General features: G+C 47.3%; 19 protein-coding genes and 2 pseudogenes. 10 read left to right on the forward strand and 11 right to left on the reverse strand.

Features of this window, described 5'->3' with window-relative positions:
* Window positions 1-2 precede the first annotated feature (2 nt).
* The 4 genes from KNO79_RS06560 (at window position 3) to KNO79_RS06575 (ending at window position 3,727) form a co-directional block, all read left to right on the forward strand.
* Complete coding sequence (locus KNO79_RS06560; RefSeq protein ID WP_214690896.1) at window positions 3-701, forward strand: amino acid ABC transporter permease; 699 nt, start codon at window positions 3-5, stop codon at window positions 699-701.
* Between the two features lie 113 nt (window positions 702-814).
* Window positions 815-1,723 (forward strand): AAA family ATPase, encoded by a 909-nt coding sequence (locus KNO79_RS06565; RefSeq protein WP_012726321.1) that lies wholly within the window; start codon window positions 815-817, stop codon window positions 1,721-1,723.
* A 1-nt stretch (window position 1,724) separates the two neighbouring features.
* Window positions 1,725-2,753, forward strand: a complete 1,029-nt coding sequence (locus tag KNO79_RS06570; RefSeq protein WP_012726320.1) for a DUF58 domain-containing protein — start codon at window positions 1,725-1,727, stop codon at window positions 2,751-2,753.
* Complete coding sequence (locus KNO79_RS06575) at window positions 2,750-3,727, forward strand: hypothetical protein (protein ID WP_214690897.1); 978 nt, start codon at window positions 2,750-2,752, stop codon at window positions 3,725-3,727. The genes KNO79_RS06570 and KNO79_RS06575 overlap by 4 nt, the downstream gene beginning before the upstream one ends.
* Window positions 3,728-3,770: 43 nt before the next feature.
* Here KNO79_RS06575 and cls read toward each other — a convergent pair whose 3' ends face one another.
* Complete coding sequence (gene cls / locus KNO79_RS06580; protein WP_214690898.1) at window positions 3,771-5,237, reverse strand: cardiolipin synthase; 1,467 nt, start codon at window positions 5,235-5,237, stop codon at window positions 3,771-3,773.
* A gap of 110 nt (window positions 5,238-5,347) precedes the next feature.
* Here cls and KNO79_RS06585 point away from each other — a divergent pair, with 110 nt between their 5' ends.
* Window positions 5,348-6,568, forward strand: a complete 1,221-nt coding sequence (locus KNO79_RS06585) for a cation:proton antiporter (RefSeq protein WP_214690899.1) — start codon at window positions 5,348-5,350, stop codon at window positions 6,566-6,568.
* A 47-nt stretch (window positions 6,569-6,615) separates the two neighbouring features.
* Here KNO79_RS06585 and KNO79_RS06590 read toward each other — a convergent pair whose 3' ends face one another.
* A complete protein-coding gene (locus KNO79_RS06590) occupies window positions 6,616-7,404 on the reverse strand; it encodes a LysM peptidoglycan-binding and 3D domain-containing protein (RefSeq protein WP_214690900.1) in 789 nt (262 codons plus the stop codon).
* Window positions 7,405-7,612: 208 nt separating this feature from the next.
* Here KNO79_RS06590 and KNO79_RS06595 point away from each other — a divergent pair, with 208 nt between their 5' ends.
* Window positions 7,613-7,873 carry a DUF1294 domain-containing protein gene (locus KNO79_RS06595; RefSeq protein WP_159562313.1) on the forward strand — a complete coding sequence of 87 codons (261 nt, stop codon included), beginning with the start codon at window positions 7,613-7,615 and terminating at the stop codon, window positions 7,871-7,873.
* Between the two features lie 152 nt (window positions 7,874-8,025).
* Window positions 8,026-8,820, forward strand: a complete 795-nt coding sequence (locus tag KNO79_RS06600) for a helix-turn-helix transcriptional regulator (RefSeq protein ID WP_214690901.1) — start codon at window positions 8,026-8,028, stop codon at window positions 8,818-8,820.
* A 14-nt stretch (window positions 8,821-8,834) separates the two neighbouring features.
* On the opposite strand, the gene KNO79_RS06605 is transcribed toward KNO79_RS06600, so the two are convergent.
* Complete coding sequence (locus tag KNO79_RS06605; protein WP_214690902.1) at window positions 8,835-9,593, reverse strand: glucose 1-dehydrogenase; 759 nt, start codon at window positions 9,591-9,593, stop codon at window positions 8,835-8,837.
* Window positions 9,594-9,778: 185 nt separating this feature from the next.
* On the opposite strand from KNO79_RS06605, the gene KNO79_RS06610 reads away from it, so the two are divergent.
* Window positions 9,779-10,615: an alpha/beta hydrolase gene (locus KNO79_RS06610; RefSeq protein ID WP_214690903.1), complete on the forward strand. Its 837-nt coding sequence runs from the start codon at window positions 9,779-9,781 to the stop codon at window positions 10,613-10,615.
* A 36-nt stretch (window positions 10,616-10,651) separates the two neighbouring features.
* Here KNO79_RS06610 and KNO79_RS06615 read toward each other — a convergent pair whose 3' ends face one another.
* From KNO79_RS06615 to bglA, 7 genes are all read right to left on the reverse strand, one after another.
* Window positions 10,652-11,605 carry an alpha/beta hydrolase gene (locus KNO79_RS06615; RefSeq protein WP_214690904.1) on the reverse strand — a complete coding sequence of 318 codons (954 nt, stop codon included), beginning with the start codon at window positions 11,603-11,605 and terminating at the stop codon, window positions 10,652-10,654.
* Window positions 11,598-12,152: a helix-turn-helix domain-containing protein gene (locus tag KNO79_RS06620; protein WP_031423702.1), complete on the reverse strand. Its 555-nt coding sequence runs from the start codon at window positions 12,150-12,152 to the stop codon at window positions 11,598-11,600. Before KNO79_RS06620 ends, KNO79_RS06615 begins: the two co-directional genes overlap by 8 nt.
* 120 nt (window positions 12,153-12,272) lie before the next feature.
* Window positions 12,273-12,536, reverse strand: a complete 264-nt coding sequence (locus tag KNO79_RS06625) for an excalibur calcium-binding domain-containing protein (RefSeq protein ID WP_159562307.1) — start codon at window positions 12,534-12,536, stop codon at window positions 12,273-12,275.
* Between the two features lie 114 nt (window positions 12,537-12,650).
* Window positions 12,651-13,475, reverse strand: coding sequence for an SDR family oxidoreductase (locus KNO79_RS06630; protein ID WP_214690905.1), 825 nt, complete (start codon window positions 13,473-13,475; stop codon window positions 12,651-12,653).
* Between the two features lie 87 nt (window positions 13,476-13,562).
* Window positions 13,563-13,886, reverse strand: coding sequence for an ArsR/SmtB family transcription factor (locus KNO79_RS06635; protein ID WP_074037016.1), 324 nt, complete (start codon window positions 13,884-13,886; stop codon window positions 13,563-13,565).
* 69 nt (window positions 13,887-13,955) lie between these two features.
* Entirely contained in the window at window positions 13,956-14,765 is an 810-nt protein-coding gene (locus KNO79_RS06640; protein WP_230872810.1) for an MBL fold metallo-hydrolase, read from the reverse strand.
* A 90-nt stretch (window positions 14,766-14,855) separates the two neighbouring features.
* Entirely contained in the window at window positions 14,856-16,292 is a 1,437-nt protein-coding gene (bglA, locus tag KNO79_RS06645) for a 6-phospho-beta-glucosidase (RefSeq protein ID WP_214690906.1), read from the reverse strand.
* Window positions 16,293-16,428: 136 nt separating this feature from the next.
* On the opposite strand from bglA, the gene KNO79_RS06650 reads away from it, so the two are divergent.
* Window positions 16,429-17,139 carry a GntR family transcriptional regulator gene (locus tag KNO79_RS06650; protein WP_214690907.1) on the forward strand — a complete coding sequence of 237 codons (711 nt, stop codon included), beginning with the start codon at window positions 16,429-16,431 and terminating at the stop codon, window positions 17,137-17,139.
* An 88-nt stretch (window positions 17,140-17,227) separates the two neighbouring features.
* Window positions 17,228-17,791, forward strand: a pseudogene (locus KNO79_RS06655) (helix-turn-helix domain-containing protein); the annotation flags it as partial.
* Window positions 17,792-17,884: 93 nt separating this feature from the next.
* Here KNO79_RS06655 and KNO79_RS06660 read toward each other — a convergent pair.
* Window positions 17,885-18,433: pseudogene (locus KNO79_RS06660) on the reverse strand (recombinase family protein); the annotation flags it as partial.
* Window positions 18,434-18,627 lie beyond the last annotated feature (194 nt).

Consider the following 18,627-nt stretch of genomic DNA (forward strand, 5'->3'; position numbering starts at 1 on the left):
GCATGTCGTTCTCAGATGTCAAATGGGACGCCATCTTTGACGTAGACCTGGCGATCCAATCGTTTCCTTACCTGTTGGGCGGGTTACCGAATACGCTTTGGATCTCGTTCATCAGCATGTTTTTTGGTCTCCTGTTTGGTCTTTTGTTGGCGCTCGGGAAGTTGTCTCCGACACGACTCCTTCGCTATCCGTCGACTTTCTATATCTCGTTCATGCGCGGAGTCCCCATCTTGATCATTCTGTTCATCCTCTATTCGGGATTCCCGTTCATCGGAATCGAGTTCGCCGCTTTGACGGCAGCCATTCTCGGATTTAGTCTGAATTCTGCCGCCTATATCGCTGAGATCATCCGCTCCTCGATTCGCGCGGTCGATGACGGACAGGTTGAGGCGGCTCGTTCACTCGGGATGGGGAAATGGTTGACATTGAAGGGGGTCGTCTTACCGCAGGCGACACGGATCGCCCTTCCGCCGCTCTCGAACGTTTTTCTCGATCTGATTAAAGCGAGTTCGCTCGCTGCGATGATCACGGTACCTGAGATTTTCAACAAGGCCAAAATCGTCGGTGGTCGGGAGTTCGACTACATGACAGTGTATATCGTCGTGGCGTTGATCTACTGGGCAATCTGTACGTTCATGTCCTTCTTCCAAGAATGGCTCGAACGTCATTTTGAACGATATTTAGATACTCCGAAACGTTGACTGACTGGCTTATGCCGGTCGGTCTTTTTTAGTGAAATGGATTTTTGATACATCTCCTGAACCGATTATGCTATGATTTTCTTAATTATCAGAAAAATATAGGGGGATTTTGAATGAACCATCCATGGGTTTCACATTTGAATGATCAAGTCATTGGTCAATCGAAAGCCATCAAGCTCGCTTCGATTGCATTACTATCGGGAGGTCACGTTTTACTCGAGGACCGTCCCGGTACGGGGAAGACTACACTTGCCCGTAGTTTGGCAAGTTCGATATCAGCGACATTTCAGCGTGTACAGTGTACCCCGGATACATTGCCAAGTGATATTTTAGGAATGGAGTTATTCAATCCGACGACCGGAGCGTTCGAACGTCGGACGGGTCCGATTTTCACATCGATTCTACTTGTCGATGAGATTAACCGGACGACGCCACGTACACAATCTGCGTTGCTTGAGGCGATGCAGGAACGTCAAGTGACACTCGGGGAAGTGTCGCTCAAGCTACCGGAACCATTCTTTATGATTGCCACTCAAAACCCATTCGATGGACAAGGGACGTTTCCGCTCCCGCAGGCTCAATTGGACCGTTTCTTATTCAAATTGACACTTGCTCCCCTCTCGCGAGATTCCGAACGACGACTGATTCGCAATGAGCACCTCGCTTCAGAATCTTTCTCTCTGCAACAGGACGAATTGTTGAAGATGCAACAAGAGGTACGAGATGTCCGATTCCACGAGGCGATGGAGGATTACTTACTGGATTTGATGGAGTCACTTCGTCATCATCGTGACATCGAGGTTGGACCAAGTCCACGTGCGACGCTCGCGTATACGATGGCGGCTCGGGCTCATGCCTATATGGAAGGACGCGACTATGTCTCACCAGAAGATATTCGGGCACTCGCGCTTCCGATTTTAGGGCATCGAATCGTCTTGACGGTCGAAGCGTCGCTGAAGACGAAGCCGTCAAAGTTGATCAAATCTGTACTCGAGACCATCCCGGTCCCCTCAGAGGTGTAAGATGCAGTTAGTCAGCCCACGCTATCTCGAGTCCGGCTATATGTGGCTCCTGTTCGTCGTCGGGGTCTTTACGGCACTTTATGGGAACGTCTTGATTGCCAGTCTATTGATTGGATTCAGTCTCTATGCACTGGTCATGCCATCTTTTATGTTTCGATTGGCAGAACAAATCCATGTCGACCTCACTGAGGAGATGAAACTCTTTCCGAATGACGAGGCCGTCTATGTCTTGAAACTTGTGTCGACGGCAAAAGTCCCGCTTGGCGTTGTCCGCCTATCCGGCTATTTGCATCCCACCGTGGAATCAGAAGGACATGCGTTTTGGCGGCAGGAGAACTTTGTCGAGACGAATGCGACTGTCGACTTCACAATCCCGCTCCATGCGAAGAAGCGAGGTCCTATCCGCCTAGAGGCTATCGGGATGGAAATTCGAGATCCGTTACGCATGTTCTCGCTCTATAAAGAGGACTCACTCCCACGCATCGGCTATGTCTTCCCAGAGTTTTCGCCCTATCCGATTCCGAAACGTCCCCCTACTCTCCCAGGTGAGGAGATGGTTCGTCATAGTGCCTATCGTGACCCGGAGACGTTCCAATCGGTCACTCCATATCATGGGCAACCGATGCGACAGCTATATTGGTCTGCCTATGCGAAGACGGGCGAACTGCTGGCCCGTACCGAGCAACCGGTACAAGCAAATGAATATGTCATCGTCCTCGACTTGTTGACGAAGGATGGGCGTGCCCTCACCTATCAGATGGAGCGCCTCATCTCGCAAGCTGCCGCATTATGCCGTGATTTCGAGAAAGAAAATGCGAGTTACGGTCTGATTGTCCCGACGCTTACGAAGGATGGAATCACGTATGACCTTCAACCGGGAAGTGGTGAGGTACATTTTCGGAAGATTATGACGACGTTCGCTTGTCTGTCCGAGAGTGATTTTCCGCTTGCTCGCTCCTTGTTTGAGCGGAAGGTCGCCAAATACAGTGGGAATCAGTCGATTCTCCGCTTGGGGGGTGACGGTCAATGAGATGGTTATGGTGGGTCTTCGCAGCATTTTACATCGGGCACGTGTTTCCATTGCTCTTCTTATTGACACTTCGTCTCCCTCGGAATACACAACTGATTGTACAGACGTTCCTGAGCGTCGGTGCCCTTTATTTCTCTTATGAGATGAGCATCATGCTTTTGATTTTCACATACGTTCATGCCTTCATACGGACGTTGGATTGGACGGACCGTTACGCGATGGCGAGCGTATTGTTTTTAGTGGCGGACTGGTTATTCCCCCCGGCATCGCAATCGCTCGCGATGGTGCTCTTTCCGTTCATCTTTTTGATTTGGCAACGAAACCTGTATTACCGTCGCGACTACAAGCGGATGGTGACGATGTTGACCGTAGGCCTAGGCATCGGTCTGATTGTCTCTCTCATCATTCGTACGATTAAAGAGCTATTGTTTGGTAATGTCGTCGCCTGGATCACTCCATTCTTTTTGTGGATCGGGAGCTGGTTTGATGGAATCGTACTCGACCCGAATGATCGCGTAAACCGCTTCCTCGTACCGGATAATCCGAACCTAGATGCGGAGACAGTGGCGCAAGAGACATTGCTCGCGTCCGCATCGAATAACTCGCTGTTCTATATCGGAGTGTTTGTAATGATCTTGCTTCTTGGGGTAGGATTGTTCTTCTATCTGCAGAAGCGAAAAGACATCCAGGAAGATGGAATGATTCCTAGGAGTATTCACCACCCGACACTCTCAGATAAGCGGATCGTCCGCTCGCCTCGCCAGATTCGCCTTCTTGAGACGGGACGAAAGTTAGAACAGCATCACCCACGTCATCGAGAGGAGACGGTGGCTGATTGGTTGCAGCGAATCGAGTTCACGGACCACAGGCTTTATGCAGATTGGTTAGAGGCCGCAGAGTATGGGGACAAGGAAGCGCCACAAGCAATCAGTGATTCATTCGAACGACTCGTTGAACAAGTGAATAAACGCTAAAAAACATCCGGCAGAGGAGTTCCTTCTGACCGGATGTTTTTCATTATAAAATTGGACTGAGAAGGCGGGACACGCTCTCTTTGAAGCGAATCCAACGTGTCCTCGATTCATATCGTTCGATGGTTAGCCGCTCAGCGCGTGCCTCGTCTCGCTCGAACGCATCGATGACGGACTGAGCGACGTCTTTGTCGAAGACGAGCGCTGAAATTTCAAAGTTGAGGCGGAAACTTCGGGCGTCGATGTTCGTCGTCCCAATTGATGCGACTTCTCCGTCGATGACGAGCGTTTTCGCATGAAGGAAACCTTCCTCATACGTGAACACTTCTGCTCCGTAACGTACGAGCTCCGCAGCGTTCGCATAGGTCGCCCAGTAGACAAACATATGGTCGGGCTTGTTCGGGATCATCAGTTTGATCTTAGTACCCGCCATCAGGGCGATTCGACAGGCATCAAGGAAACTTGCATCCGGGATGAAGTAGGGAGTCTGGATATAGATACATTCTTTCGACTGGGTGATCATTTTGACGAGCATATTCTTTAAATGCTCCGTCGACGAGTTTGGACCCGATGTCACGATTTGAACCGGGGACGCATGACGAGCAATCCCTTCGATTGGCCAAACAAAGTCGTCTTTCTGTGCCTTCGTTCGTGTCGGGACAGAGCGATTCCAATCCAGGATGAAACGTTCGAGCAATTCCTTAACGGCGTCGCCTGAAATTCGTAAGTGAACATCTCGCCAATAACCGAAATGCTCATCCTTTCCGAGATACTCATCCCCGACGTTGAAGCCGCCGATATAACCAAGTTCTCCGTCAACGACGCAGAGTTTTCGGTGATTTCGATTGTTGACGCGGAAGTTGATGCCGAGTTTGGACGGAAAGAACGATTTGACTTCCCCACCGTGGGCCAGCAGGTCCTTAAAGTGTTTGTGCCTCAGTCCCCTCGAGCCTACCGCATCGTAGAGGAGTCGGACACGTAATCCTTGTTTTGCCTTTTCGGTCAATAAGCGAATTAACGATTGACCCAGCGCATCGTTTTGGATGATGTAATATTGAATGTTCACTTCTTTCGTCGCCTGTTCGATATCTCGAAACAGTTGATCAAACTTCTCTTTTCCGTCGTGAAGGACGTCGATATCGTTCTGGAAAGACATCATCGCATTCGTCGATACGAGATTCAATCGTGCGAGTCGTCGGTGCTTCAATAGAAGTGGATGATTGAACGGTGCCATGGATTGGTCCAATTGGTCAAGTTGCTCCGCCACATGATGATGATACGCTTCACGTTTCTCTTCTTCGACTTCATAAAAGTTTTGAGATTTGATCAATCGACCGAAGAAGATGTAGACGAAGAATCCGATGAGAGGCAAGAAGAAGAGGACGAGTAACCACGCCCAAGTCGTTCCAATGTCACGCCTTTCAAAAAAGATAATGGTGATTGCAAACGTGAGGTTAAGCAATAAGATGAGCCAAGTCATGATGACGATAATGAGTCCGATAGTCACTTCCATGGTATCCCTCCCTTTCTTTCAATTCTTACCCGAAATCAAACAATCTTAGCAAATGTTTTTCCTGATTTGGGTATACATTAATGAAGAAGTGAAGAAACGGGGGGAAGCTTATGGAAGACATGATGATTGGGTTCAGCTTACTTGTCCTCATCGGTGCACTTTCGCAGTTACTCGCTTGGCGATTTGACTTTCCAGCCATCTTGATTATGACGGTTGCAGGGATTCTAGTCGGACCGATTTTCGGTTGGTTGGAGCCGGATCGGATACTCGGTGAGCTTTATAGCCCACTCATCTCCATCGCGGTGGCGCTCATCCTGTTTGAAGGAAGCCTCAGTCTCGAATTCAGGGAGATTGACGATTTGCGGAGATCAATCTTTCGTCTCGTCACGGTCGGGGTATTCGTTTCTTTTATCTTGACCTCGATTTTGCTCATCATGGTTGGAGATTTTCATTGGTTGCCAGCATTTACGCTCGGTGCCATCTTTGTCGTGACCGGACCGACCGTCATCATTCCGTTACTTCGACAAGCTAACTTGTCCGCACGCCCAGCTAAAGTCTTGAAATGGGAAGGGATCATCGTCGATCCTCTTGGCGCCTTGATTGGACTCTTTGTCGTTCGAGTGGGATTCATCTTCTATCAAAACGACGGGCTCGCGAGCCACTTGCCATTTTTTTGGTCCTGTATCGTCGCGATCGCCTTTGGGATTGCCGTTGGACATCTATTAATTCGTTTGTTCGGGAATGAGAAAGTCCCTGAATATTTAAGAACAACCCTCACGTTCTCTGGGGTCCTCCTCGTATATTCAATCAGTGAATGGGTCATGAGCGAGGTCGGGCTATTGGCTGTAACGGCAATGGGATTGACGATGGCAAATTCAAAGCATGGACATATGCATATTCTGAAACAGCTTCGTGAGTTTAAAGAGAACATTTCGATTTTACTGGTTTCGACAGTCTTCATCATTCTGACGGCAAGTTTGACACGTGATAGTTTACTCGCCATTTTCGACTGGCCTCTCCTCTTGTCGATTCTCGGAATCTTATTTTTTGTCCGACCGATCTCGGTGCAGACGTCGCTCCTCGGTTCTCCGCTATCCGCTCAAGAGCGGGCACTCATCAGCTGGATTGCCCCTCGAGGTATTGTTGCGATGACGGTGACCGGTTTCTTTGCACAAGAGATTGCCGAACTGGGAATTGAAGATGCGGAACGGATGTTGCCAATCACACTCGGTTTAGTCGTAACGTCTGTCGCCCTACATGGATTGACGATTAAACCACTCGCGAAGCGACTCGGACTGACGAAAGTGAAGAATCCTTGGGAGAAGGTATAGACAAAAAAAAGACACCGCCCGATGGCAGTGTCTTTGATCAGCTTGAATTAGTTCAAGACTTTGATTGTGATTGATTGGCGACCGAAAGCAAGTGCTTGCTCTTGTGTCGGCATCAAGATATCGATTTTGTTTCCTTTGATGGCACCACCAGTGTCTCCTGCGATGGCTTCTCCGTATCCTTCAACCCATACTTTAGAGCCGAGCGGAATGACAGAAGGGTCAACCGCGATGACTTTTTGGTTCGGGTTCGAACGAACGTCGATTCCTGTCGCTGTGATACCAGAACATCCTGCACAATATGGTGTATAAGCTGTCGCTTCAACTGTCATTGTCTGACCTGAAGCCGGAGCTTGGGTTTGCGTTGTAGACGATGCAGTTTTTGTTACAGGTGCTGATGTCGATGTCTTCGGTGCTGTTGTCTTCGCATCGTTCGCTACAGATGCAGCGGCTGCACCTTTCACGGCGAACTCTTGTCCAGGGAAAATAAGATCTGAATCAAGACCGTTCCAAGTCATCAATTGATTGACAGTGATCCCGTGGTTCAATGCGATACGATAAAGTGTATCACCTGATTTAACTGTATACGTTTTAGATGCAGTAGAAGCTTGTGATTTTGCTTCTGCCTTTCCAAGTTTCAAGACTTGGTTCGGATAAATCATATTTGAGTTTAAGCCGTTCGCTTGTTTGATGTCGTTTACAGAGACGTTGTTGTTCACGGCGATACGATAGAGTGTATCTCCAGACTGAACTGTGTGTGTTGATGCTGCCGAAGCTGGAGCAGCGACTCCTAAACTAAGGCCAGCGAGTGCCGTTAGTGTCAATAGTGGTTTTTTCATAAGAATATTCCTCCCTTTTCTAACGCCCCCTTACTGTAACACCTGTATATTTCACAGCGATTACAGGACGATATGAGAGTGTTATCAGTTCATTTACAGAACAATTCACGAGGATGAGAGGTTTCTGAAAATTGTTTCAATCTATTGAAACGGCTTCACAGAGCCAATTTAAGATATACTATAGAGAGAAAAAAGGAGGTTTTGGTCTTTGGAACTATTACTGCTATATTACATTGTGACTAATTTACTAGCGTTTGTGTCATATTTTGTCGATAAACGACGGTCTCGTGTCGGAGCTTGGCGTATTTCTGAGCGGACATTGTTGACGATGGCATGGATCGGTGGAGCGTTCGGTGCCTATTTGGCGATGCGCGTCTTTCGTCATAAGACGCTAAAACCGAAATTCCGAATCGGAGTGCCTGTTGCAATTCTCGTGCATGCTGCGTTTACCGGTTGGCTGATTTTTTAAACTATTATATAGAAGAAACTCGATTGTATCTTTTAATGAACGATGATTAAAAATGTCAGATTCGTCCCAGTTCATGCTCATTTCAAAGTGTTTCTCCGTGAACAATCGAAATGAAATGTCGGGAAATTTCCGAAACGAGGAGGATGGCTCTTTTGAAGAGTATCGAGATGATTCGTCACGGATCATTGACATTAAAGGTGACTGATCACTTCACTGTTCTTTTTTGCAAGTCTGGGATGTCCGTGATTCGAGTGAACGGAGTAAGCCTCACCCTTCATCCAAGAGAAGCCGTTCTCTTGGCACGAGGACAAAGTGTCATGGTTGAGAAAATCGAGGAAGCGTCACCGATGAGGTTACTCGAATTTGATCCGACTGCTTTGTTCCATCCCGAGTTGGCGAAGCGATATGTGACGCCATATCTAAATACTGAAAAGTCCATACATATGATAAAACCGGAACGAGGTCATCAATCTATTATTCAGACGATTGAACGGGCCGTTCAACATTTATCTGCGGACGGTCCACTCGCATTGATGGATGCGACACTTCAATGTACAGTCATCTGGCGCTACTGGATTCAGCAAGAGACTGAAACGATGAAGAATGAGAACAAACGGGAAAGTCTTCGTCATATGCTTGCTTATGTCGACGCTCATATAGAGGACAGACCGACATTAGCCCAAATCGCTCATGCGGGCAGTGTGAGTCGAAGTGAGTGCTCTCGTTTGTTTGTATTCTTTGGAGACACATCTCCTATTGCGTATGTACAGATGAAGCGAATGGAGCGGGCCGCCACTTTATTAGAAGATTTGACGGAAGGTATCGCAGACATCGCCAATCGCCTGAGCTACTCAAGTGTCAGTCACTTCGTACAGACATTCAAAGCACATCATGCAATCACCCCGCTCGCCTATCGAAAACAATACCAAAAGAAAAGAGCCGAATAACCGGCTCTTTTCTTTTATCTTGCGGTCCACCCACCATCGGCTTTCAAAACATCTCCATTCACGAAGCTCGAATCATCCGATGCTAAAAAGAGGGCGACGTTCGCTATTTGCTCTGGTTCTCCCATCGGGGCTTCCCCCACCGCTTGAATGGCGCGCATCCCAAGTTCGCTCGGTGCTGTGATGGTTGACCCAATATTCGTATTGACGCCACCCGGTGCGATGGCGTTTGCTCGAATCTTACCGAGCGTGCCATGTGTCGCCGCGATGTTCTTCGTCAATCCGATTAACGCATGTTTTGAGGCCACATACGCTGCACCACCTCGTGTACCGAATAATCCTCCGACCGATGCATTGTTGATGATGACGCCACCCCGGTTCTGCTTCTCCATCACTTGGATGGCGGCACGTGAAAGTTTCATCGGTCCGGTCAAATTGACGCCAAGGACACGGTCCCATAATTCATCCGTCACTTCTCCCACCGTCATGAAGTTGTCCATGATTCCCGCGTTATTGACGAGAATGTCGACCGAGCCGAACGTGTCTTTCGCCGCATCGACGAGTTTGTCAATATCCGTTTGATTCGTCACGTTACCAGCAATGCCAAGAACTTCCCCACCCGCTGCTTTGATTTCATCAACTACCGCCTGCACAGCATCTTCATTCAAGTCGAAGGCGACGACTCGTGCGCCTTCTTCCGCAAACAGTTTGGCGATGGCTCGCCCCATGCCTGAACCTGCGCCAGTGACAATTGCCGTTTTTCCTGAAAGCTTCATTCCTCATTCCTCCTTTGAAAGGTCAGAACGTATACGATGTGTGATGACAGTAATCTGCCTGTCACTATGTTATACCCACATTTGGTTGCGAGCCTCCTGAGAAACATGGCGATTTTTCTTCAATTGACTCCCAGCAATCTTTATACTTGAATGGAAAGCACTCCATTATATAAAGGAGAGATGACGTGAGACAATTCCATGCAACCGTCCATGGTCAAGGTGAACCTGTACTTTTCCTTCCCGGTGGAGGATTCACTGGGTCACAAGGCCAATTATTTGCCGAAGCATTACATAACGATTTCGAAGTTCACCTGTTAGATCTACCTGGATTTGGTGAAAGTGAGGGACTACATACATTCGCCACGTCCAAAGTACTCGCGGACTGGGTCGAGACGTATCGAATCTCACGACACCTTGAATCGGTTCGACTAATCGGTCATTCGATGGGAGGTGCCATCGCCCTGGCTTATGCAGTCCATTATCCAGACCAAGTCAGGCATTTGATACTTCTCGACCAAGGACATAAACCGAACGCTATGCTACCATATCGGGAATATGGCATCTTCGGATTCGCCTTACCGCTTTTACGTCTACTGTATCACCATTCACCACGACGCCTCTTGAACTGGATTGAAACGAAAGTGAATAAGAGTGACCCCACGTTTTCTGAAGAGCGGTTCCAACTGTTCTGTCGACGAATCGGGGTCGAGCCGACGTTATCGATTCGTTCTGCTGTCGAGCAATCGGCCCGTCTTTCGACCGGTGGCTTACACTTGTTGTTTGGTTATGATGGATTGGATTTTAAGGACTTGTTACGACGCGTCCAAGTCCCGACGCACCTGTATTATGCGGATTTCACGGGAATTGATTTGAAGGAGGCGAAGCGAACGCTCCATCATGTCAAACGAGCGGAACGACTGCTTCATCCTTCTGTACAATTGATTGCCGTACCAGGTGGACACTTCGTTCAATGGAGCCGTCATTTCTCGATGGAAAACGTTGAGCGGTTCTTACATACATAAAACAAGACAGCGGAGAGGTTTCCGCTGTCTTGTTCGTCATGATGCCCAGTCGTGGCGCTTTAGCCATTCGTGAAGTTGATGCTGTAGCTCAGGATGGAGCGGTTCACTGAGTTGTGAACGATATTGTTTTTTCACGTCCAAAATACTCATCTCACCATCGAAATGTTTCAACATATGGTCCATGTCCTTAATCTTTTGTACCTCGATATGCTCTACGTGAAGTGCAGCGAGCTCATCTAGATGCTCGACGCCCGTTTGAACGTCCCGGTCTCCTGTCAGTGCGAGCGTCGGAATGTTCAATTGAACCAATCGTTCTCGAAGTGACACGTCTGTGTGTGCAAGATGCTCCCGTAACCATTTGGCAGGGAACTTCATCAGCTGGATCCGCATCGTATCCTGATCCGTTGCTGTGACGCGCTCGAACAGTTTTTGTTGTTTCCCGACGACCGACTTCTCATTCAAGCTAAAGCGAAGCAGTTTACCCTTGATCCCTTTCGTACGTTTCACTACATCGAGTAAGGCATGCGCCTGTTCCTGCATGCTCGTCTTCAAGGCGACACCGGCACCAGACAACAGGATGAGACCAGAAACGGATTCACGTTCTGCTGCGAGTGTCGCGACGATACATCCTTCGCTATGACCGAGCAATAAAACGTCTTGTGAGACATGGTCATGAGATTTCAGATAACGGACGACCGCCGACACGTCATCAACGAGTCCTGTCAGACCGACGCTATGTCGATTGCCACCACTCTTGCCAATCCCCCGTTTGTCATAGCGTAATGTGATGAATCCTTGGATCGTCAGCCATTCTGCTAAGTCTTTATACAAGTTTGACTTGAAGCCGGTACCGTTTCCGTCACGGTCCAATCCTCCCGTCCCTCCGATGAGGACGATGGCTGGAAAGGACGACCGTTCCTGATCGGGTGTCGTTATGGTGGCAGCAATGGTTGTTTCCCCTTGAATCAACACATTTTCTTGTTTATACATCATCCATCTCCTCCTTTTCTTCTACCGGCATGAACGCGTAGGAGAATTTCCGCAACGTACGTTCTTCAGATGGTTCATGCTCGAGCACTCCCTCTAAGAGATCGTAGAGACCTCTTAGGAATCGATCACTCTCGGCATCAGACAGATAAAGTGGGATACTCCGAAAGCCGACCTTGTCTCCTTGAAGGTCGATTTTGTCCCGCTTTAAATAGTCTCCGAAATCCATGAGCAGTGACATCGCGAACGTGTAACATATTTTATATAGTTGTTCACGATCTTCCTCTTCGACGACTTGATTGACAGCGGTCAATGGATTGTTTTGAATCGCGTACACTTTTTCATACACCCCACGTACTTTGTTCTCACTTGCGACAGATAAAATCTCGTCTTGTACCATCTTGTTGATATGGCGATAGAGGCTCGCTTGGGGCACATCGGGAAGCAACTTTGCCAACTCTCCGGTCGTCACTTGCTCGTTCATGAGAACGTGCTGAAAAATTTTCATGCGAATCGGGTTTAACAGACTTTTTAAAACGTCTTGATTCATCATCTTCACCTCATTATTATCATATTTGATAATATTGTTACTTATGATAATATCATGCGTCCGAATATGTGTCTACGTCCATATAAAAAGCCGCCCTCATTGGCGGCTATATACATGTTCTTATCTCTCACAGGCGATTCCATCTTTGTCGCGATCACGTGCTTTGTTCGCGTCATATAGTGCTTTACTTACATATGGCGTGTAACGTGTCTTACCACCTTTATTTTTCGTCGTCTTTGACTTGGCTACACCACCTTTATACGTTTTGTTTAACTCTGTACAGTTTTTAAATGTCTTGACCGCTGCATCTACTGATTTTGTCGGTGTTGAAGACAATCCGATGACTAGAATGAATGTTGAAAGTGCTAGCATGACTTTTTTCATGAAATCCCTCCTCTTAGATGGTATATCGGGTAATTTTGTGTGAGTTGAATCATTCTCAAAACGACATAAAAAATCCTTCTCATTTTCTATAGAAAACAAAAAGGATATGATTCATTATTTCTTTTCAACGACACCTCGGACAATCGCGAAGAATACCCGGTTCGGAAGATAACGCTTGAGGGCAATCAAAAGGCCCGCTTGTTTACCTGCTGGATAACGGAGTCGTTTCTTCCGTTCGGTCGCGGATCGCCAAATCGTCTCAGCGACAACGTCTGGACCTTCGGCGTTCGCACCAGCGGCATTCGTGTTATGGAGCGCAACCTCTGTGTAGCCATCATATACATCGAGCGGTTGGTCACGGACGAGTTCTTGGGAACGACCGTAAAAGTCTGTCTTAATCGGTCCCGGCTCAATCAATTTCATGTCGATATTGAAAGGTGCCAACTCGAACTGGAGCGATTCGATGAATCCTTCAATCGCCCATTTTGAACTGTGATACAAGCTGTAAATTGGGAATGTGATCTGTCCACCGACGGAGGAGACGGTCACGATCCGTCCGCTCCGCTGTTTACGAAAGTATGGCAGTGCTGTCCGGATCACATTCATGACCCCGAATACGTTCGTATCAAATTGCCGTTGAATCTGTTCGGGAGAGGCTTCCTCGAAAATCCCTACCGCTCCATACCCAGCATTGTTCAACAACACATCCATCGTTCCGTGATCCGAGACGATTTGTTTAAATGCCTCTCGGATACTCGTCTCGTTCGTCACATCTAGTTGATAGAGAGACACCCCTTTTAGGTGAGACAGTTCTTGATGATCTTCAGGTCTTCGCATCGTAGCGGCGACATGCCAGCCTCGTTTGCTGAACAGTTCGACCGTCGCTCGGCCAATTCCGCTCGATGCTCCTGTGATGACAATCGTTTGTTTTTGGTTCATATTCATTCCCCTTTAATGTTTATATGTTTAAACTTTTAAACTCATTGGTGATAAAGAAGCCTTTCTCCCTGTTTCCAAAAAGAAAGGTCAAAGGATGCATTCGTCTTCTATCGCTCGTGTCAGTGCCTTCAGCAGTCCGACCGCGTTCTCGAGCGTCAGGAAGTAAAAGTTCTCTGTCCCGACTTTCTCTGATGAGACGATGCCCGCTTGTCGAAGTAGTTTGAGATGATGCGAGATGGCCGGTCGAGACAACTCAATCTTCTCATCAATCTGATTGACGTTTAAGCGTTCATGTTTGGCGATCTCGACGATGATGCGTTGACGATTGACGTCGGCTAATACTTGGAACAATGGAATCGCATCTTCAAATAAAGATAACGAGACTTCGGGTGTGGCATCTGGTTGTTTCATATTCATCACTCCGTTTAAAAGTTTAAACGTTTAATCCTGTACTAAGAATACTAGGTGATCCGCCTTCTGTCAACGAAGTTGTTCGTACACTTCACGTAGAATGCTTGCAATCATGTGTCTCGAGTCATAATCCCGCTTGGAGATTTTGACGAGCGGCGATGGTTCGGGGAAGAGCTGGGCATTGATGTCGTCAATGTTGTAGCCCGCTGCAGTTTTTGTTATCACGTTATCAGTCAAACGTTCTAGATAATCGAGCTTTTTGGTCAGTTGCTCCCTTCCCTGTTCGAGATGCCCGGCGTGTTGGCAATAAACTTCCTCGAAATTAAGACTCAGAACACGTTTGAGAGAACGAATCTGTTCAGGTACCGACTCCTCCGGAATCATCACCTTCGGATAAGGATGGACGAACAAATCACCCGAGAACAGCCGACCGTTCTCCTCGTCGTATAAGACGACGTGATTCGGTTCATGACCAGGTGTATGGATTACCTGATAAGTATGATGTTCTGATGTGATCTGATTGTCATAATAGGCAATCGGCTGAAACGGTTCCGGGTCTCCTGAGAAGCGTGCCCGATAATCTGGGATATCTAGCCCCGTCCGGCACATGTCCCTGGCGGATTCTCGTATGTAAATTGGGACACCGTATGTCCGTTCAAGCCAGGCTGCCGTTCCGATATGGTCTTCATGGGGGTGCGTGATGCTGACGAGATCGATTGGAACCGACTCATAAAACGGTTGAAGTTCGGGTAGCATCGTGCGTGTTCCCGTATCGATGAGCATCCCGTCGATATAATACACATACATCGACATCTCGAATGGACCGTTCTTTACGTTGGCACAAACAGCCGTCACCGGTCCATAGTTCTTTATTTGCATCATGCGTCCCTCCAATTTTTCACTTTTCTTCATTATATCGAAAAAGAGCAAAGACCTGCAGACATTTCACAGTTCTTTGCTCACCCTTATTTAGAGATTCTCTCCATTCGTCGCAATGACCTGTTTGTACCAGTCGAACGAGTCTTTCTTCATCCGCTCCATCGATCCGTTCCCTTCATTGTCACGGTCGACGTAAATCATCCCGTATCGCTTCTTCATTTCTCCCGTCGTGAACGAGACGATGTCGATGATGCCCCAAGGTGTGTAACCAATCAAGTCGACCCCGTCATAAATGACGGCTTGCTTCAATTGTTCGATATGGGCCTTCAAGTAATCGATTCGGGCTTTGTCATGAATCTTTCCGTCGACAATCTCATCGACGGCACCGAATCCATTCTCGACGATGAAGAGCGGAATTTGGTACCGGTCATAGAGTCGGTTGAGCACATAACGGAGTCCGACCGGGTCAATCGCCCATCCCCAGTCACTCGACTGGATATACGGGTTCTCGACCCCATTCGGCAGACCACCGTTGACGATATCGCCACTGTTGTCCGCGACGACGTCACTCTTCACGGTCGTCGACATATAGTAACTGAAACCGAGATAATCGACCTTTCCGTTCTGTAGGATTTCTTCGTCCCCTTCAAGGATTGGGATGTTATACCCTTCCCGCTCGAACTCGTTCAAGGCGTAGCTCGGATAGAAGCCTCGTACTTGTACGTCCGGGAAGAAATAGCGTTGACGCATCATCTCTTCGGCGAGCATGACGTCATCTGGGTTTGATGAATACGGATAAATCGGTACGTGAGAGACCATCGCTCCAATCTCGAAGTCAGGATTGATGGCTTTCCCTTTGGCAACGGCGAGAGCGCTCGCAATCAGTTCATGGTGCCCAGTCTGATACATGACTTCGCGGGCGTTCTCCCCTTCTTCTAAGAGGACTCCCGAATTCGTCCATAAGAAGAGTGGATTGTTGACGTCCATCTTGTTGTTGATTTCGTTGAACGTCATCCAGTATTTGACCTTGTCTTTGTAACGGTCAAAGCAGACCTCAGCGAAGCGGACGAAATGCTCGACGACTTCACGATTTCGGAATCCCCCGTATTCACGGGCAAGATGGAGCGGCATCTCAAAATGCGACAGTGTGATGATCGGTTCGATGTCATGTTTGAGTAGCTCATCGAACAAGTCATCATAAAATTGGAGACCCGCCTCGTTCGGTTCTGCATCATCACCATTCGGGAAGATGCGGCTCCATCCGATGGAAGTACGTAAACATTTCAATCCCATCTCAGCAAAGAGGGCCACATCTTCTTTATAACGATGGTAAAAGTCAATCGCCTCATGGTTCGGATAGAATTCATTCGGTTCGACCTTGTCTGTGATCCGGCGAGCGACGCCGTGTGCACCTGCCGTCAAGACATCGACGACACTCGGTCCTTTGCCATCAGCCTCCCAACCACCCTCGAATTGATGAGCGGCAAGCGCGCCTCCCCATAGAAAATCGTTCGGTAATGTCTTCATTGTAAGTCCTCCTTCACATGAATCGTACACGTCAAGTATAATTGTACCGGTACAATTATACAAGGTCGGTACATTGAATTACTTTTGTTTTTTTCATGATATAATAGAACCAGTGACGAAAAAGTGAGGAATGACGATGCTAAAATATCAACAAATCGCAAATGAAATCGAACAATACATCCACGAACAAAACTTAAAACAAGGCGATAAGCTCCCTGTCCTTGAGCAGATGATGAATCAATATGCGGTGAGCAAGAGCACCATCACGAAAGCTTTAGAGCTGCTCGAACGAAAGGGTGTCATTTTTCAACTGCGGGGAAGCGGCATTTTCGTCAGACGACATAATCGACCTGGCTATATGAGCCTCTTCTCGACCCAAGGGTTCAAGAGCAATCTCGGAGACCGTGTCTTGACATCTGATGTGATTGATGTGTCTGTCGTGAAGCCAGACGCGACGGTTGCGGAGAATCTCGGGATTGACGTGTTGGACGATGTGTATCGGGTCGAACGGGTAAGGTATGTGGATGAAGAGGTGCTCTGTCACGAGGAATCCTATTATGTGAAAGCCGTCGTGCCCTATTTGAATCGCGAAATTGTGGCAGACTCTATTTTCGATTATGTCCAAAGCGCGCTCGGCGTCACGATTGGATTTTCTGACATGTATCTACAGGTCGATCGATTGACGGAAAGTGAAGCGGAACACCTCGGATTGCAAGAGAATGATCCGACACTTCGCATCGAGACGATCTTCCATCTCACGAATGGGAAACCATTTGACTATTCCCGCATCACCTATCATTACACACATTCACAGTTCGTCATTCAGGCGAACGGGCCCTATATGTAAAGACAACCCCTCATGCGCGTCATATGCTCCCCAATAGGTAGACAGATGAAATAACAAATCTGTTTATCTGATTGGGGAGTGTTTTTTTATGGCGAGAAGTCGGCATATGATCGAACAAAAATTGAGTGCGCTGCGCATGATGGAAGAAGAAACATATACTTGGAAAGAAATCATGGAGGCTCATGGCGTCTCTAGGCACACCCTCCAGGTGTGGAAAGTGAAATTTGATACCGGTGGGATCGATGCGTTGAAGGAATCGAAGGCATGGAAATCTTACACCAAGGAACTGAAAATCGCGGCCGTCCGCGACTATCTCGATGGGTTCACTAGAATGGAGGTACTCTCCAAGTATCAGATCAGTGATTGGTCTGTTCTTCGTAAATGGATTAAGAAGTATACTAGTCATAGCGAGTTAACAGATTCGAGAAAAGGGATGGATCGAGCTATGACAAAAGGAAGAAAAACTACATTCGAAGAGCGCCTTGAGATCGTGAAATATTGTTTGGAGAATGGACGCAACTACCAGCAGACCGCGGAACAATTTCAGGTGTCCTATGCCCAGGTCTATGGCTGGATCAAAAAGTATGACACGGGCGGGGCAGAGGCGCTCGTGGACCGCCGTGGGCGTACGAAGCCAGAGGACGAACTAAGCGGGGTCCCGTCAGAAAAATGCGGATTTACAACGTTAAGGAAAAATGGACAAAAAATAAGAGCATGCACAACATTTACAGTTGAGCTGCTCTTATTTTAAATAGCGATAAATTGTAGCACGACTAATCCCTGTCATTTCAACAATTTCACTCACACTATACTGTTCAGATTTATATAAATTGATGGCTTTTTTCAGCTCTCGTTCATTTACTTTCGGACGCCCACCTTGACGCCCTCTTGCTCTAGCACTAATTAAACCTTCCTTCGTTCGCTGGACAATTAAATCATGTTCAAACTGGCTGAATGCTTGGAAAACCGTCATCATTAATTTCCCTTGTGGTGTTGAAGTATCAAAGTTTTCTTTAATGCTTAGCAACTTGATCTCTCGTTCTTCAAAATACGCAACTAATTCAATTAAATCCTTTGTACTTCTACCTAACCGAGAAAAGCTTTCTACGATTACCATGTCTCCTGGTCGCAATTTATCCTTCAGCCGGTTTAATTCTGGACGATCTGTTTTCGTTCCGGATAATTTCTCCGTTAAAATCTCGTGGCAATTGTACTGCTTCAATAAATCTAACTGTCGATTCAATTCCTGCTGTCGTGTACTCACTCGTGCATAGCCATAAGTATAAGAAGACATCGTTTTCCCCCTTTGATATACAAATCTATATCACAAAGGGGGCTTTTTGAAACATAGATTTTGAGCAAAGTTTTGAAACAGCATTTGGTAAGTAATACGGATATAAATTGCTGAAATAAAAACTGTCTCAAAAACAATCGTTTTCGAAATTAGAAAATGAAATAATAAAAATATTAAACTTTATGCAACTAAAC

It is taken from the genome of Exiguobacterium sp. s43 (assembly GCF_018617255.1).
Lineage (GTDB): Bacteria > Bacillota > Bacilli > Exiguobacteriales > Exiguobacteriaceae > Exiguobacterium > Exiguobacterium profundum.

What these genes read in the sequence shown, in the direction of transcription:
- KNO79_RS06560 (WP_214690896.1), top strand. Translation starts at nt 3, where the DNA reads ATGTCGTTCTCAGATGTCAAATGGGACGCCATCTTTGACGTAGACCTG.
- KNO79_RS06565 (WP_012726321.1), top strand. Translation starts at nt 815, where the DNA reads ATGAACCATCCATGGGTTTCACATTTGAATGATCAAGTCATTGGTCAA.
- KNO79_RS06570 (WP_012726320.1), top strand. Translation starts at nt 1,725, where the DNA reads ATGCAGTTAGTCAGCCCACGCTATCTCGAGTCCGGCTATATGTGGCTC.
- KNO79_RS06575 (WP_214690897.1), top strand. Translation starts at nt 2,750, where the DNA reads ATGAGATGGTTATGGTGGGTCTTCGCAGCATTTTACATCGGGCACGTG.
- cls (WP_214690898.1), bottom strand. Translation starts at nt 5,237, where the DNA reads ATGGAAGTGACTATCGGACTCATTATCGTCATCATGACTTGGCTCATC.
- KNO79_RS06585 (WP_214690899.1), top strand. Translation starts at nt 5,348, where the DNA reads ATGGAAGACATGATGATTGGGTTCAGCTTACTTGTCCTCATCGGTGCA.
- KNO79_RS06590 (WP_214690900.1), bottom strand. Translation starts at nt 7,404, where the DNA reads ATGAAAAAACCACTATTGACACTAACGGCACTCGCTGGCCTTAGTTTA.
- KNO79_RS06605 (WP_214690902.1), bottom strand. Translation starts at nt 9,593, where the DNA reads ATGAAGCTTTCAGGAAAAACGGCAATTGTCACTGGCGCAGGTTCAGGC.
- KNO79_RS06615 (WP_214690904.1), bottom strand. Translation starts at nt 11,605, where the DNA reads ATGTATAAACAAGAAAATGTGTTGATTCAAGGGGAAACAACCATTGCT.
- KNO79_RS06620 (WP_031423702.1), bottom strand. Translation starts at nt 12,152, where the DNA reads ATGAATCAAGACGTTTTAAAAAGTCTGTTAAACCCGATTCGCATGAAA.
- KNO79_RS06625 (WP_159562307.1), bottom strand. Translation starts at nt 12,536, where the DNA reads ATGAAAAAAGTCATGCTAGCACTTTCAACATTCATTCTAGTCATCGGA.
- KNO79_RS06630 (WP_214690905.1), bottom strand. Translation starts at nt 13,475, where the DNA reads ATGAACCAAAAACAAACGATTGTCATCACAGGAGCATCGAGCGGAATT.
- KNO79_RS06635 (WP_074037016.1), bottom strand. Translation starts at nt 13,886, where the DNA reads ATGAAACAACCAGATGCCACACCCGAAGTCTCGTTATCTTTATTTGAA.
- KNO79_RS06640 (WP_230872810.1), bottom strand. Translation starts at nt 14,765, where the DNA reads ATGCAAATAAAGAACTATGGACCGGTGACGGCTGTTTGTGCCAACGTA.
- bglA (WP_214690906.1), bottom strand. Translation starts at nt 16,292, where the DNA reads ATGAAGACATTACCGAACGATTTTCTATGGGGAGGCGCGCTTGCCGCT.
- KNO79_RS06650 (WP_214690907.1), top strand. Translation starts at nt 16,429, where the DNA reads ATGCTAAAATATCAACAAATCGCAAATGAAATCGAACAATACATCCAC.